Annotated in this window: 16 protein-coding genes; 10 read left to right on the forward strand and 6 right to left on the reverse strand. The window is 60.1% G+C overall.

Going from position 1 to position 15068, the window contains the following annotated elements:
- Positions 1-148: 148 nt before the first annotated feature.
- The 4 genes from ABTV29_RS07665 (at position 149) to ABTV29_RS07680 (ending at position 3856) form a co-directional block, all read left to right on the forward strand.
- Positions 149-625 carry a PaaI family thioesterase gene (locus ABTV29_RS07665; RefSeq protein WP_433769523.1) on the forward strand — a complete coding sequence of 159 codons (477 nt, stop codon included), beginning with the start codon at positions 149-151 and terminating at the stop codon, positions 623-625.
- Complete coding sequence (locus ABTV29_RS07670; protein ID WP_433769524.1) at positions 622-1074, forward strand: PaaI family thioesterase; 453 nt, start codon at positions 622-624, stop codon at positions 1072-1074. The genes ABTV29_RS07665 and ABTV29_RS07670 overlap by 4 nt, the downstream gene beginning before the upstream one ends.
- 81 nt (positions 1075-1155) lie before the next feature.
- Positions 1156-3060 carry a molecular chaperone HtpG gene (htpG, locus tag ABTV29_RS07675; RefSeq protein WP_433769525.1) on the forward strand — a complete coding sequence of 635 codons (1905 nt, stop codon included), beginning with the start codon at positions 1156-1158 and terminating at the stop codon, positions 3058-3060.
- A gap of 67 nt (positions 3061-3127) precedes the next feature.
- Positions 3128-3856, forward strand: coding sequence for a dienelactone hydrolase family protein (locus ABTV29_RS07680; protein WP_433769526.1), 729 nt, complete (start codon positions 3128-3130; stop codon positions 3854-3856).
- 132 nt (positions 3857-3988) lie between these two features.
- On the opposite strand, the gene ABTV29_RS07685 is transcribed toward ABTV29_RS07680, so the two are convergent.
- The 5 genes from ABTV29_RS07685 to purM all read right to left on the reverse strand — a co-directional run bounded on the left by ABTV29_RS07685 (position 3989) and on the right by purM (position 7910).
- Entirely contained in the window at positions 3989-4849 is an 861-nt protein-coding gene (locus tag ABTV29_RS07685) for a pirin family protein (protein ID WP_433769527.1), read from the reverse strand.
- A 62-nt stretch (positions 4850-4911) separates the two neighbouring features.
- Positions 4912-5328: an OsmC family protein gene (locus ABTV29_RS07690; protein WP_433769528.1), complete on the reverse strand. Its 417-nt coding sequence runs from the start codon at positions 5326-5328 to the stop codon at positions 4912-4914.
- A gap of 151 nt (positions 5329-5479) precedes the next feature.
- A complete protein-coding gene (locus tag ABTV29_RS07695) occupies positions 5480-6193 on the reverse strand; it encodes a DUF3108 domain-containing protein (RefSeq protein ID WP_433769529.1) in 714 nt (237 codons plus the stop codon).
- An 8-nt stretch (positions 6194-6201) separates the two neighbouring features.
- A complete protein-coding gene (gene purN, locus ABTV29_RS07700) occupies positions 6202-6852 on the reverse strand; it encodes a phosphoribosylglycinamide formyltransferase (RefSeq protein ID WP_433769530.1) in 651 nt (216 codons plus the stop codon).
- On the reverse strand, positions 6852-7910 hold the full coding sequence (purM, locus tag ABTV29_RS07705) for a phosphoribosylformylglycinamidine cyclo-ligase (RefSeq protein ID WP_433769531.1): 1059 nt from the start codon (positions 7908-7910) through the stop codon (positions 6852-6854). Before purM ends, purN begins: the two co-directional genes overlap by 1 nt.
- A 384-nt stretch (positions 7911-8294) precedes the next feature.
- Between purM and ABTV29_RS07710 the strand changes: the two genes are divergently transcribed.
- The 6 genes from ABTV29_RS07710 (at position 8295) to ABTV29_RS07735 (ending at position 13612) form a co-directional block, all read left to right on the forward strand.
- A complete protein-coding gene (locus tag ABTV29_RS07710) occupies positions 8295-9353 on the forward strand; it encodes a DUF2066 domain-containing protein (protein WP_433769532.1) in 1059 nt (352 codons plus the stop codon).
- A gap of 36 nt (positions 9354-9389) precedes the next feature.
- A complete protein-coding gene (locus tag ABTV29_RS07715; protein ID WP_433769533.1) occupies positions 9390-10463 on the forward strand; it encodes an AI-2E family transporter in 1074 nt (357 codons plus the stop codon).
- 197 nt (positions 10464-10660) lie between these two features.
- Positions 10661-11365, forward strand: coding sequence for a DnaA regulatory inactivator Hda (hda, locus tag ABTV29_RS07720; RefSeq protein ID WP_433769534.1), 705 nt, complete (start codon positions 10661-10663; stop codon positions 11363-11365).
- A gap of 225 nt (positions 11366-11590) precedes the next feature.
- On the forward strand, positions 11591-12238 hold the full coding sequence (locus tag ABTV29_RS07725) for a C40 family peptidase (RefSeq protein WP_433769535.1): 648 nt from the start codon (positions 11591-11593) through the stop codon (positions 12236-12238).
- A 165-nt stretch (positions 12239-12403) separates the two neighbouring features.
- Entirely contained in the window at positions 12404-12940 is a 537-nt protein-coding gene (locus tag ABTV29_RS07730) for a C40 family peptidase (RefSeq protein ID WP_433769536.1), read from the forward strand.
- A gap of 18 nt (positions 12941-12958) precedes the next feature.
- A complete protein-coding gene (locus ABTV29_RS07735) occupies positions 12959-13612 on the forward strand; it encodes an O-methyltransferase (RefSeq protein WP_433769537.1) in 654 nt (217 codons plus the stop codon).
- A gap of 108 nt (positions 13613-13720) precedes the next feature.
- On the opposite strand, the gene ABTV29_RS07740 is transcribed toward ABTV29_RS07735, so the two are convergent.
- Positions 13721-15034, reverse strand: a complete 1314-nt coding sequence (locus ABTV29_RS07740) for a PQQ-dependent sugar dehydrogenase (protein ID WP_433769538.1) — start codon at positions 15032-15034, stop codon at positions 13721-13723.
- Positions 15035-15068 lie beyond the last annotated feature (34 nt).

The following is a 15068-nucleotide window of genomic DNA, read 5'->3' on the forward strand; positions in this document are numbered from 1 at the left end:
CTCCTGATGAAAATAACAACTGGTCTTTCGAGCACGAGCCAAGGGGTTAAGTTCCACAAATGCTTGAGATATATAAGTTTGTTCTAACGCGGAACTTTTACGCGAACCGCTACTTCATTCAGTAAGTATTCAAAAAGAGCTTTATCAGATGGCTGAAAACCCTGTTTTTGAGCGCGCAATACGATTCATGTCTGCCCTGCGTCATTGTCAGGTCCTCGGATTGCGTGTTCACAGCGCCAGCAATGAGGGACTGACCGTCGTTCTTCCATATAGCCAGCAGATCGTTGGAAACCCGAATACGGGGGTGATCCATGGCGGCGCACTGACCACGCTGATGGATACTGCCTGTGGGATGTCCACGCTCTGTGTTCTGCCGGAATTCGAAGTCTGCCCGACCCTCGATCTGCGCATCGACTACATGCACGCCGCCGAACCCCATAAGGACGTGTACGGTTTCGCCCAGTGCTATCGGGTGACTACCGACGTGATCTTCGCCCGCGGCTTTGCCTATCAGGACGATCCCGAACAACCGATTGCCCATGTGGTCGGCACGTTCATGCGGATGGGTAAGGGCATCAAGGGCACCAAAGGCTTTGGTGGCGCCATCGCCGGAGGTGCGAAATGACGGACGGTTTCCAAGAGCAATTGCGACAGGCCCATGAGCAGGGCGACTACGCCCCGCTGCTGCAGCTGATTCCCTACGCCACGCTGATCGGCGTCGAATGTTCGCGGGTGGGGGATGAATTGCTGTTTCGCCTGCCGGCCAACAAGGACAACATCGGCAATCCGCTGTTGCCCGCGATCCATGGCGGCGTGATTGCCGGCTTCATGGAGCTGGCTGCGGCCCTGCATCTGCTGATTACCACCGGCTCGCCCGGCGTGCCGAAAATTATCGACTTTTCCCTCGATTACCTGCGTGCCGGGCAATTCCGCGATACCTGGGCCCGATGCCAGGTGTGCCGTCAGGGTCGCCGGGTGGGCAACGTCGCAATTACGGCCTGGCAAAGTACGGAAGCTGAGCCCATTGCCACGGCCAGGGCGCATTTCAAACTTGAGGAGCCCTTGAAATCCTGAACGCAGCCCCCAACTCTCATGACAACCCGCCGCTGACCCCAATGGTCGCGGCTTATGCCATCTGATTGGAGTTTGATGACCATGAGTGTGGAAACTCAAAAGGAAACCCTGGGCTTCCAGACCGAGGTAAAGCAGCTGCTGCACCTCATGATCCATTCGCTGTATTCCAACAAGGAAATCTTCCTTCGCGAACTGATCTCGAACGCCTCTGACGCAGTAGACAAATTACGTTTCGAAGCGCTGGCCAAGCCTGAATTGCTGGAAGGTGGCGCCGAACTGAAAATCCGTGTGAGCTTCGACAAGGACGCCAAGACCGTCACTCTCGAAGACAACGGCATCGGCATGAGCCGTGAAGATGTAATCACCCACCTGGGTACCATCGCCAAGTCCGGCACCGCCGATTTCATGAAAAACCTGTCGGGCGACCAGAAGAAGGATTCGCACCTGATCGGTCAGTTCGGCGTGGGCTTCTATTCCGCGTTCATCGTTGCCGACAAGGTTGACGTGTTCAGCCGCCGTGCCGGCAGCCCGGCCAGCGAAGGTGTGCACTGGTCGTCCAAAGGCGAGGGCGAATTCGAAGTCGCCACCATCGACAAGGCTGACCGCGGTACCCGTATCGTTCTGCACCTGAAGTCCGGCGAAGACGAATTCGCCGACGGCTGGCGCCTGCGCAACATCATCAAGAAGTACTCAGACCACATCGCCTTGCCGATCGAGTTGCCAAAAGAAGCGACAGCCGTCGAAGGTGAAGAAAAGCCTGCGCTGGAATGGGAAACCGTCAACCGCGCCAGCGCCCTGTGGACCCGTCCTCGCACTGAAGTGAAGGACGAGGAATACCAGGAGTTCTACAAGCACATCGCCCACGACTTCGAAAACCCGCTGAGCTGGAGCCACAACAAGGTCGAAGGCAAGCTGGAATACAGCTCGCTGCTGTACGTACCGGCCCGTGCACCGTTCGACCTGTACCAGCGTGAAGCGCCGAAAGGCCTGAAGCTCTACGTGCAGCGCGTGTTTGTCATGGATCAGGCCGAGTCGTTCCTGCCGCTGTACCTGCGCTTCATCAAGGGCGTGGTCGATTCCAACGACCTGTCGCTGAACGTGTCGCGGGAAATCCTGCAGAAAGACCCGATCATCGACTCCATGAAGTCGGCACTGACCAAGCGCGTGTTGGACATGCTGGAGAAGCTGGCGAAGAACGAGCCTGAGCAGTACAAGGGCTTCTGGAAGAACTTCGGTCAGGTCATGAAAGAAGGCCCGGCGGAAGACTTCGCCAACAAGGAAAAAATTGCCGGCCTGCTGCGTTTCGCGTCGACCAACGGCGATGAAGGCGAGCAAGTGGTCGGTCTGGCTGAATACCTGGCTCGCGCCAAGGAAGGCCAGGACAAGATCTACTACCTGACCGGCGAAACCTACGCCCAGGTCAAAAACAGCCCGCACCTGGAAGTCTTCCGCAAGAAAGGCATCGAAGTGCTGCTGCTGACCGACCGCATCGACGAGTGGCTGATGAGCTACCTCAGCGAGTTCGACGGCAAGAGCTTTGTCGACGTGGCGCGCGGTGACCTGGACCTGGGCAACCTGGATTCGGAAGAAGACAAGAAGGCTGCTGAAGAAGTGGCCAAGTCCAAGGAAGGTCTGGTGGAGCGTCTCAAGACCGCACTGGGCGAATCCGTTGCCGAAGTACGGGTTTCCCATCGCCTGACCGATTCGCCGGCGATCCTGGCCATCGGCGAGCAGGACCTGGGCCTGCAAATGCGTCAGATCCTGGAGGCCAGCGGGCAGAAGGTGCCGGATTCGAAGCCGATCTTCGAATTCAACCCGAGCCACCCGCTGATCGAGAAGCTGGACAACGAGCAGAGTGACGAGCGCTTCGGCGACCTGTCGCACATTCTGTTCGATCAGGCGGCCCTGGCGGCCGGCGACAGCCTGAAAGACCCGGCGGGCTATGTCCGTCGGCTGAACAAGCTGTTGGTTGAACTGTCGGTTTAACTACGTTCTGGAAAAACCCGCTTCGGCGGGTTTTTTCATTCTGGTGTTTAACAATCAGGAGTCAGAAATGAGCCAAATCACTGTACGTTCCGTTGCCTACCAGATTGACGGCCAACCCTACGAAAGCCGCTTGGCGTTCGACGCCGACCATAAGGGCGCGCGCCCGGGTCTGTTGATGGCGCCAAACTGGATGGGCGTCGGCGCGGGTGCCGAGGAGATCGCCAAGTCTGTCGCCGCCAAGGGCTATGTCGTGTTGATCGCGGATATCTACGGGCAATCGGTGCGTCCGCAGAACAACGACGAGGCGGGCGCTGCGATGATGCCGCTGAAGAATGACCGCGCGTTGCTGCGCAAGCGCATGCAGGCGGCTTTCGAGCAGTTGCAGAAGCAGGGCGAGGTTGCCGTCGATACCTCGAAACTGGCGACCTTCGGTTTCTGCTTTGGTGGCTGCTGTGCTTTGGAACTCGCGCGTACCGGTGCTCCGGTGAAAGCCGCGGTCTCGTTCCATGGCACCCTCGATACCCCGAATCCGGCCGATGCGAACAACATCAAAGGCAAGGTCCTGGTACTGCACGGTGCGTCCGATCCATTGGTGCCTAAGGAGCAGTTGCCGGCGTTCGAGGATGAAATGAATGCCGCCGGCGTGGATTGGCAGTTGCTCAGCTACGGCGGTGCGTTCCACTCGTTCACTGACCCGCACGCCAAGGTGCCGGGCATGATGATGTACGACGCCAAGGTTGCCGCACGGGCGTTTACGTCGATGCACAACCTGCTGGATGAAGTATTCAAGGGCTGATTGCGGCTTTTGCCGTGCATTTGTCTTCGCTAGTGCCGGCCTCATCGCGAGCAGGCTCGCTCCCACAATGGAATGCGTTTCCCTGTGGGAGCGAGCCTGCTCGCGAAGACGGTGTAACTGAAAAAGAAGAGCTTAAGGCAGTTCAATCCGCTCAACTTCCCCCGGCACCTTCGGCCAATCTCCGGCCGCCCAGCGCCTGCGCGCTTCGTCTATCTTTGCCGGATCGCTCGAGACAAAATTCCAGTTGATTCGCCGCGGACCGTCCAGCGGTGCACCACCAAACAGCACTGCATGACTGTCGCTATCGGCGGACAAAGTCATCTCTTCCCCGGGCGGCAGTACCACCAGGTCGTGGGGTTCGATCGGCTCGCCATTGAGTTGTACCTCGCCACTGAGCACATACAGCGCACGTTCTTCATGCTCGGTGGGAATCAGCAGGGTCGTTGCCGTCTGCAGGTGCAGTTCGGCGTACAGCGTAGGAGAAAGCACCGGCACCGGCGATTCCAGGCAAAAGCCTGACCCGGCGATCATCCGGATCTTCACCCCAAGGTTCTCAATGACCGGCAGCGTGGCTGCAGGATGGTGGCTGTAGTGGCCGGGACCCTGTTCCTGGTCCTTGGGGGAGGCCAGCCAGATTTGCAGGCCATGCATCGTGAATTCGCGGCCTTTGAGGGCTTCGGGTGTGCGTTCGACATGGGCAATGGCGCTGCCGGCGGTCATCCAGCTGACATCCCCGGGGTTGACCACCTGGTCCGAGCCCAGGCTGTCCTTGTGCTGGAGTTGCCCTTCGAAGAGGTAGGTCAGCGTGGACAGGCCGATATGCGGATGCTGACGGATGTTCATGCCATCGCCTGCGGCATAGCGGGTCTGCAGCATGTGGTCGAAAAACACGAAAGGCCCGACATTGCGGCATTTGGCTGACGGCAACGGGCGAAGAATCGGCTGGCCCTCGACATCTTCTGCGCGGGGGCGGATCACGAGCGGAGTGTTCATGGTGCATTCCAGGCTGAGCGGGTGATGCGGTCGAGCATAACCCGCTTGTGCCGCTGTTGCCGCTATTGGCTGAACGCACCTTCGCAAAGATGGGTTTCGATGCTGACTTCGCTGGTGGTCATCAGTTTGTGGATCGGGCAGCGGTCGGCCACGCGGTGAAGTTCGTCGCGCTGGGCGTCGGTGAGTACGCCTTTGAGGGTCAGTTTTACGTGCAGTGCGTATTTGCCTTTTTGCTCCTGGCTGTTGTCGCGTGTGACCTCGACGCCAACGCCGGTCAGCGGGATGTCCTTCTTCTTGGCGTACAGCTTCAGGGTCAAGGCCTTGCAGGCGCCCAGTGCGGCATCGAAGTAGTCGTGCGGCTCTGGCGCCGAGCCTTCACCACCAGCACTGGCGGGGACGTCGGCAAAGAGTTCGTGGTCATCGATTTGCACACTGTGACGAAAACCTTCGGCGGAGACGGTGTTGACGGTAACAGTCATGGGAAACCTCGCAGACAACAGGAAGCGTCATTCGATCAAAAAAGACCATGAAGGTATAGAGCATTGCCCGTGTAGCGCGTTCCACTTTCTTTCCCGAGTTACGGGCGAAAAAAAGCCCCGCGTCAGCGAGGCTCTTTCATGTCTTGGCGGATCAGCTGCCTTTGACAGTCTTGCCGTTGACCTTGCCGTCCAGGAGCATGATGTTGTACTCCTTGCCGTCGGTTTCGACCTGTTGCAGGCGAACCAGCAGGTAGTCCCAGTCCTTGGCGAACCACAGCACTGTAATGCGCTTGCTTTGTGTCGGGTCGCGCACGCGCTCGACCTTGATCGCGTCGATCTGGCCAGCCTTGGTGTCGACTTTTTCCGAGCCCAGCACGCGGAAGTCATAGGTATCGACTTCGCCATCATCGACCACCTGATAGCTCATGCTTTTCTTGCCGGCAGCCACGTCATGTTGAAGGGCAAGCTGGTAGGTGGATTTGTCGACCATGCCGCGGTTGAGCGGAATGTTCACCGCGTCGCCACGGTCTGTGCCGGTCACCTTCTTGGCGTTCCAGTCGAAGTCCAGGTCGGCTTTCTTGGCTTTGCCCAGGCCGCCACGCTCGAAGTGGTAGGACTGCGGCAGCAGGGTGTCCTTGTCGACGGTCAGGGTGCTTTCTTCAGTCAGGCTGGCGATCATCATCGAAGCCTTGAAGCTGAGTTTCCAGGTGCCGTTGGCTTCCTTGGTCAGGCTGCGTTCGGCGGTGCCGCTCATGGGCAACTGCTTCCAGTCGGCGGTGTAGCTGGCGGAGAAGGGTTGAAGGTCTGCTGCCTGTGCGAAGGGCAGGGCAAGCAGCGCGCAAGCGAAGAGCAGGGCACGACGCATAAAATCTCCTAGGTTCGTATCAAGTGGCCACTGGCCGCGAGTAACTGTCCATCCAGTAAAGCACCTTGATCGCCAAGTGATAACCGGCCTTCGGCAAACCAGCGGACGGCCATCGGGTAGATCAGATGTTCCTGAACATGGACTCGCTGCGCCAGGCTTTGCGGCGAGTCGTGCAACTCTACCGGTATTACTGCCTGTACGACCAGTGGTCCGCCATCGAGTTCCTCGGTGACGAAGTGCACGGAACAGCCATGTTCCACGTCGCCAGCTTCCAGCGCGCGCTGATGCGTGTGTAACCCTTTGTATTTGGGTAGCAGCGAGGGATGGATATTGAGCAGGCGACCCTGATAGTGGCGTACGAAATCCGCGCTGAGAATGCGCATGAAACCGGCCAGTACCACGAGTTTGGGATTGAACGCGTCGATCAGTTCGATCAGCGCGGCATCGAAGGCCTCGCGGCCATCGAATGCCTTGTGATCCAGGGTGCGGGTGTCGATACCCGCGTCCCTGGCGCGTTGCAGACCGTAGGCGTCGGCGCGGTTGGAAATCACCGCGGCGATGCGGACCGGGCTGTCACCGGTCCGCGTGCTGTCGATCAGGGCCTGCAAGTTACTGCCGGTGCCGGACAACAGCACCACGACATCACAGGTCTGGCTCATCAATGAGCCTTGAGGTTCTTCAGTTCGACCTGGGCCGCGCCTTCGGCAGCGGTGGCGATCTGGCCGATGACCCATGGCTGCTCGCCAGCGTCGCGCAGCACTTTCAGGGAGGCTTCAACGTGCTCCTGAGCCACGCAGATGACCATGCCCACGCCGCAGTTCAGTACGCGGTGCATTTCGTTCTCTTCGACGTTGCCTTTCTCTTGCAGCCAGTCGAACACCGCCGGGCGGGTCCAGCTCGCCACGTCGACCACCGCTTGTGCGCCTTTTGGCAGTACGCGCGGGATGTTGTCCAGCAGGCCGCCACCGGTGATGTGGGCCATGGCTTTGACAGCGCCGGTTTCCTTGATCAGCTTGAGCAGCGGCTTGACGTAGATGCGGGTCGGAGCCATCAGCAGGTCGGTCAGCGGTTTGCCGTCGAGCTGGGTGTTTTCGATGTCGGCGCCGGACACTTCGATGATCTTGCGGATCAGCGAGTAACCGTTGGAGTGCGGGCCGGAGGACGGCAGGGCAAGCAGGGCATCGCCGGCAGCCACTTTGGAGCCGTCGATGATTTCGGATTTTTCCACGACGCCAACGCAGAAGCCGGCCAGGTCGTAGTCTTCGCCTTCGTACATGCCAGGCATTTCAGCGGTTTCGCCACCGACCAGGGAGCAGCCGGACAGCTCGCAGCCTGCGCCGATGCCGGTCACGACCTGAGCGGCGGTGTCGACGTTCAGTTTGCCGGTGGCGTAGTAGTCGAGGAAGAACAGTGGCTCGGCGCCGCACACCACCAGGTCGTTGACGCACATGGCGACCAGATCGATACCGATGCTGTCGTGCTTGTTCAGGTTCAGTGCCAGGCGCAGCTTGGTGCCCACGCCGTCAGTGCCGGAAACCAGTACAGGTTGCTTGTAGCCGGCCGGGATTTCGCAGAGGGCGCCAAAACCGCCCAGGCCGCCCATGACTTCCGGGCGCGCAGTGCGCTTGGCGACGCTCTTGATGCGTTCGACCAATGCTTCACCGGCGTCGATGTCTACACCGGCGTCCTTGTAGCTCAGGGAGGGTTGCTTGCTCATGATCCAGGCCTTTAGGGGGAATTTCTGGGTAACGACCGAGTCCAGCGGGGCCGCCGAAATCGACGTGGGCGATTGCCTCACGCGAATTTCGAAAGTGCCCGGCTGTTGCCGGTCTGCGAAGGCGCGCGATTTTATCAGGCTTGAAGGGCAGCGGCCATCCTCACGCCGACGGCAGGGGCATATCAGCTTAAAAAAACCGTCATGCGCGCTCGATGGTGGCATCCTGCAGGCCTGCGTAGAGTAACGCCGTTAAGCGTCTATCGTTATGACAGTGCGAAAACTTACCCAGCACGTGTGAATGTTTTGCGTCCGGCCATGGTCACAGCCTTGCTCGAACGTCTTCATGCGGTCTGTTCCAGCCGCTCTTGTCGTCAGGAATCTTCCATGCGTTTTTGTAAATTCTTGTTTGTGGGCTGTCTGTCATTGGTCAGCCTGGTCAGTCAGGCAGAGACTGTCAAAGGTCTTTATCAGGTGCGCGAGCCCGTCAACGGCCAATCACCGGAAGAACGTGATCAAGCGACTCAGCGCGCCCTCGATACGCTGGTGCTGCGGCTGACCGGCGACCCCAAGGCAGCGCAAAGCCCGGGGCTGGCGGCGATTCGCAAGGATCCGCAGCAAATCATCAGTCAGTTCGGCTACGACGCCGGGCCGCCGGAAGTGTTGAAAGTCGATTTCGATCCAGGCACCACCGAACAGGCGTTGCGCCGTGCCGGACTGGCCATGTGGGGCGCCAATCGGCCATCGATTCTCGGTTGGTGGCTGAACGACAGCACCGATGGTTCAAGCCTGGTGGGGGATGGCCAGGCCAGTGCGGCGCCGTTGCGTCGTGCGGCGCAACACCGTGGCTTGCCGCTGCGCTTGCCGTTGGCGGATCTGAATGAACAGATCGTCGCCACTGCGCCGAATCTGGAAAGTGCGGACCCGGCGCCGCTGCGCACGGCGTCGGACCGTTACAATGCCGACGCCTTGCTGGCAGTGCATGCCCGCGAAGAAGGCGGGAAGTGGCAAGCCAAATGGCGTTTGTGGCTGGGCGATCAAAAAGAGGCGGGCACCGCCGAAGGGGCTGATCAGGCAGCAGTGGCCGATGCGGTGATGCTGGCGGTCAACGAGCGACTGGCGCCGCGCTTTGTCGCCCGGCCCGGGGCTTCGACTCAGCAATTGCTGGAGGTTCAAGGCATGAACCTTGAGCGCTATGCGACCCTTGGGCGCTTGCTGGAACCCTTTAACGGGCGGCCGCAAAGTGTGGATGGCGACAAGATCCTGTACCGGGTCAATGGCAGTACCGACCAGTTGCGGGCGCAATTGTCGCTGGCGAAGCTGCAGGAAGTGGCGGCACCCGCTGCTGCTCCCGCACCTGCTGCACCGGCGGCCGACGGCTCGACCCCTGCCGCAGCGCCCGCACCGGCGCCGGCAGCTACGCCAGCGCTGCATTTTCGCTGGTAGTTTTTCTTTCTATATATAGAAGCAATGGAGTGGTTCATGGCCGATACGCGGCGTTGGTTCTGGTTGGGTGGAGTGGTTCTGCTCTGCGCGTTCATCTGGCTGTTGCATCCGATTCTGTCGCCGTTCCTGGTGGCGCTGTTGCTGGCTTATCTGTTCGACCCCCTGGTGGATCGGCTGGAGAGGGCCGGGTTGTCTCGCACCCTGGGTGTGGTCGCGGTGTTCGCGCTGTTCACCCTGATCTTCACCGCGCTGTTGTTGGTCCTGGTGCCGATGCTCGCCAAGCAATTGTTCCGTTTGTATGAGCTGGCGCCGCAGATGCTCGATTGGCTGCAGCACACGGCATTGCCATGGGCGCAATCGAAATTCGGCTTGTCGGAAGGGTTCTGGAAGTTTGACAAGCTCAAGGCCGCCATCAGCGAACACATGGGGCAGACCACCGATATCGTCGGCGTGGTGCTGACCCAGGCGACGGCTTCCGGCCTGGCCCTGATGGCCTGGCTGGCGAACCTGGTATTGATACCCGTGGTGAGTTTCTACTTGCTGCGCGATTGGGACGTAATGATGGCCAAGTTGCGCAGCCTGCTGCCCCGCGATCGCGAGGAGCGCGCGGTGTCACTGGCCGGCGAATGCCATGAAGTGCTCGGGGCCTTCGTGCGCGGACAGTTGATGGTGATGGTGGCGTTGGGCGTGATCTACGCCGCGGGCCTGATGCTGGTGGGGCTGGAGTTGGGCTTGTTGATCGGCCTGATTGCCGGCCTGGCGGCGATCGTGCCTTACATGGGCTTTGTCATCGGTATCGGCGCGGCCCTGATCGCGGGCCTGTTTCAGTTTGGTGGCGATCTGTACCCGATGGTTGGCATCGTTGCGGTGTTCATGGTCGGGCAGGCGCTGGAAGGAATGGTGCTGACGCCCTTGCTGGTGGGGGATCGTATCGGTTTGCATCCGGTAGCGGTGATCTTCGCGATCCTGGCCGGCGGTGAGCTGTTCGGCTTTACCGGCATCCTGCTGGCGCTGCCGGTGGCGGCGGTAATCATGGTGCTGGTGCGCCATGTGCACGATTTGTACAAGGATTCCGATATCTACAGTGGCGTTGACGAGCCGGAGCTTTAGGTTGGCTGATGCACGACCCGGATCAATGCCGGGTTGATGCCGGTACCGCCAGAGAATCTGTCATAAAACCGGGGCGCCAACGCAAACCTTTGATTTTGCTTGTGGTGTGTCGCATTGTGCGGTCGGCTTCACGGGTATAAACTTCGCAAACTTTACACAGAGGCCACTAACGGTTCCTTGGGAACTGTACAGTCAGCATGAAACCGATTCAGCTGCCCCTAGGTGTGCGTCTGCGTGACGACGCCACCTTCATCAACTACTACCCAGGCGCCAATGCCGCTGCACTCGGCTATGTCGAGCGACTGTGCGAAGCCGACGCCGGCTGGACCGAAAGCCTGATTTACCTCTGGGGCAAGCACGGCGTAGGGCGTACTCATCTGTTGCAGGCCGCTTGCTTGCGTTTCGAGCAGATGGGGGAGCCTGCGGTTTACCTGCCGCTGGCCGAGTTGATGGATCGCGGCGTGGAAATCCTCGATCACCTGGAACAGTACGAACTGGTTTGCCTGGATGATCTGCAGGCGGTGGCAGGCAAGGCTGACTGGGAGGAGGCGCTGTTCCATCTGTTCAATCGCCTGCGTGACAGCGGTCGGCGTTTGCTGATTGCCGCCTCGACCTCTCCGCGCGAGTTGCCAGTGAAGCTGGCAGACCTCAAGTCCCGCCTGACCCTGGCATTGATCTTCCAGATGCGCCCGCTCTCCGATGAAGACAAATTGCGCGCCCTGCAATTGCGCGCATCCCGTCGCGGCCTGCACCTGACCGACGAAGTCGGGCATTTTATTTTGACCCGCGGCACCCGCAGCATGAGTGCGCTGTTCGAGTTGCTGGAACGCCTCGATCAGGCTTCCCTTCAAGCGCAGCGCAAGCTGACCATTCCCTTCCTGAAAGAAACCCTGGGCTGGTAACAAGGCCCGATAAATCGCGGGCTGTAGCGCGGTTTGGCATATTTCAGGCGCCAGAAAATGCGCTTTCCTGCACGGTGCAGGCCGCGTGAACGATCAAAATGGGCTTAAGCGCTTAGATGTCACCGGGAAAACGATAAGTCACAAAAAGTTCGATTGAATTTGCAAATGAGTTTGATAGCGGGCATAGTCTCGGCTTCTTTACAACTATCAGCCACGGTCGTGCCCATGCTAAATCGCTTCGCACCCCTCGTGCCTCTCGCACTCGTTACCCTGTTGTTCGGTTGCGCTGCCCACACGCCAGTGTCTCAGCAAGCGCCACAGCAGGTTCAAAACTCTGTTACTGCCCAGTCTTCCGTCCGTTATCAAGACTCTCTTTACCAGGACGAAGTGGCCACCGAAAAAGAACTGGCCGCTTTTGCTGACGGCAAGTCCTACCAGCTGCCTGCCCTGGCCGACAGCATCCTCGAACGCGGCATGTCCCTGATCGGTACCCGTTACCGTTTCGGCGGCACCTCTGAAGCCGGTTTCGATTGCAGCGGTTTCATCGGTTACCTGTTCCGTGAAGAAGCGGGCATGAACCTGCCACGCTCGACCCGCGAAATGATTAACGTGGATGCTCCGCTGGTTTCGCGCAACAAGCTCAAGCCGGGCGATCTGCTGTTCTTCGCAACTTCCGGCCGTCGCAATCGTGTCAGCCACGCAGGTATCTACCTGGGCGACAACCAGTTCATCCATTCCAGCAGCCGCCGTAGTGGTGGTGTGCGGATCGATAGCCTGGGCGACAGCTACTGGAGCAAATCCTTCATCGAAGCCAAGCGCGCACTCGCGATGGCGCCTGCCGCGACTCCGGAAATCGTCACGGCGCGCAAGTAAGCGGACAATCTGTAAGGCGAACTTAAAGTCTTACTTGAAGTTTGCCGCATAAGCGCTAGAATTCTGATCCATGAATGATGGCAAACCGCCTGCGTGACGCGCAGGCGGTTTTCTTTTCTGCGTCGTTGCAGAAAAAAGCCGCAGCCAGATCAGGATGCTCTGCTTATGTCGACGTCGGCCCGCCTCGCAATCATGTTCTTCGCCGCGCTGCTCAGCGCGTGTGCCAGTCGTACACCGCCACCTGCGCCGGTGGTACGCGCTCCCATCGTTTTCGGCCCCTCACAGGCGTTTTCCCCTGAAGCGGAAGATGTGCTGTTCCGTGCGCTCGGTCTTGTCGGCACGCCCTATCGCTGGGGTGGCAATACGCCGGATTCCGGGTTCGATTGCAGCGGGCTGATCGGCTATGTCTACCGTGATGTCACTGGTATTTCCCTGCCGCGCACCACACGGGAAATGATCAGCATGCAAGCGGCCGATGTCGGCAAGGAAGGCCTGCAGACCGGTGACCTGGTGTTTTTCGCCACCAATGGCGGCTCGCAGGTCAGCCACGCGGGCATCTACGTCGGCGAAGGCCGCTTCGTCCACGCACCCGCCACGGGTGGTACGGTGAAGCTCGACAGCCTGTCCAAGGCCTATTGGCAGAAAGCCTACCTGAGCGCCAAGCGCGTCCTGCAACCGGAGCATCTGGCGCGTAATCCCTGATAGCTGGAGGGTGTGGTCATGACCGCTCGCACGCTCAATCTCGACGATTCGCTCTATCAGTACCTGCTGGATGTATCCCTGCGCGAAACCCCCTTGCTCAAGCGCTTGCGTGACGAAACCCAGGCGTTGCCCAACGCGCGCTGGCAGGTGGCGCCGGAGCAGGGGCAGTTTCTTGCGTTGCTGGTAAAACTCACGGGCGCCAGGCGTGTGCTCGAAGTCGGCACCTTCACCGGATACAGCGCACTGTGCATGGCGGCGGCATTGCCGGACGGCGGGTCGTTGATCTGCTGTGACATTGCCGGCGACTACAACGCCACCGCGCGGCGTTACTGGCAGGAAGCCGGCCTGGCCGATCGCATCGACCTGCGCCTGGCGCCAGCGTTGGAGACCCTGGGCAAGCTGGATCAGCCAGGTCAGTTCGACCTGGTGTTCATCGATGCCGACAAGGCCAACTATCCGGCCTATCTCGAGCATGCGCTGCGCCTGTTGCGCGCGGGCGGCCTGGCGGTGTTCGACAACACCCTGTGGAGTGGGCGGGTGCTTGAGGACAATCCCGAGAGTGCAGACACCCGTGCCATCCAGGCGCTCAATAGTGCGTTGAAGGATGATGTGCGGGTGGACCTGTCGTTGTTGCCGTTGGGTGATGGTCTCACGCTCTGCCGTAAACGCTGATCCCCTGTAGGAGCGAGCTTGCTCGCGATAGCTGTGTGTCAGACAACATTGATGTTGAATGTGCCGGCCTCTTCGCGAGCAGGCTCGCTCCTACAGTGTCGGGTGTTGCTATTGGGTTGCCGACACCCGCCAAACCTTGTTCCCCACATCATCCGCCACCAGCAGGTCTCCCTGCCGGTCAATCACCACGCCCACGGGGCGGCCCATGGCTTCTTCCTTGTCATTGAGGAAGCCGGTGAGCACATCCACCGGCTGCCCGACCGGTTTGCCGGCGCTGAAGGGCACGAAGATCACTTTGTAGCCACTGTGCGGCTTGCGGTTCCATGACCCGTGCTGGCCGATGAACGCGCCTTCCTTGAACTGCGGCGGCAAGCGGTTGCCTTCGGCAAAGGCCAGGCCCAGCGAAGCCGTGTGCGGGCCGACTGCATAGTCCGGGGCAATGGCCTTGGCCACCAGTTGCGGATTTTGTGGCTCGACGCGTACGTCGACGTGCTGGCCGTAGTAGCTGAACGGCCAGCCATAAAACCCGCCGTCCTTCACGGAAGTGATGTAGTCGGGCACCAGGTCGCTGCCGATTTCATCCCGTTCATTGACCGCGGTCCACAGCGCGCCGCTCGATGGCTCCCAGGCCAGGCCGTTGGGGTTGCGAATGCCCGAAGCGAAGATGCGGTGGTTGCCGGTGGCGCGATCCACTTCCCAGATCGCCGCACGACCTTCTTCCTGATCAAGACCGTTTTCGCCGACATTGCTGTTGGAGCCGACGGTGACGTACAGCTTGCTGCCGTCCTTGCTGGCGATGACATTTTTCGTCCAGTGGTGATTCAGCGTGCCACCCGGCAGGTCGACGACCTTGATGGGCGGCGACTTGATGGCGGTGTCGCCGTTCTCATAGTGAAAGCGCAACAGGCGATCGGTATCGGCGACGTACAGGTCATTGCCGACCAGCGTCATGCCGAAGGGCGAATTGAGGTTTTCCAGGAACACCGTGCGGGTTTCGGCGATGCCGTCGTGGTCGCTGTCGCGCAGCAGGGTGATGCGGTTCGGGCTTGGCGTGCCGGCTCCGGCGCGGCTCATGACTTTCTTGGTGATCCAGCCCTTGATGCCTTTGTTGTCGTCGGGCTTGGGCGGGGCGTTGGTTTCGGCGACCAGTATGTCGCCGTTGGGCAGTACATAGAGCCAGCGCGGATGATCGAGGCCTTCGGCGAATGCGGCCACCTGCGTGCCGCTGGCGGCGACCGGTTTGGCGCCTTGCGGCCAGCCGATGGCCGGGGCGATGTTCATCGTCGGAAACAGGGTCTTGTTCGGTTCCGGCAGCCTGGGCGTCGGCCCGGTGCTGTCGGAGACTTGCAGGCGGGAGGTTTCACCGCAGGCGGCGAGCCCGCAGGCGAAACCGAGGACGAAAACGAGCTGGAGCTTGCGCATGCTGATCTTCCCTCTGAACGCAATGACCTGATCA

This window comes from Pseudomonas putida, from assembly GCF_050989985.1.
Classification (GTDB): domain Bacteria; phylum Pseudomonadota; class Gammaproteobacteria; order Pseudomonadales; family Pseudomonadaceae; genus Aquipseudomonas; species Aquipseudomonas putida_AI.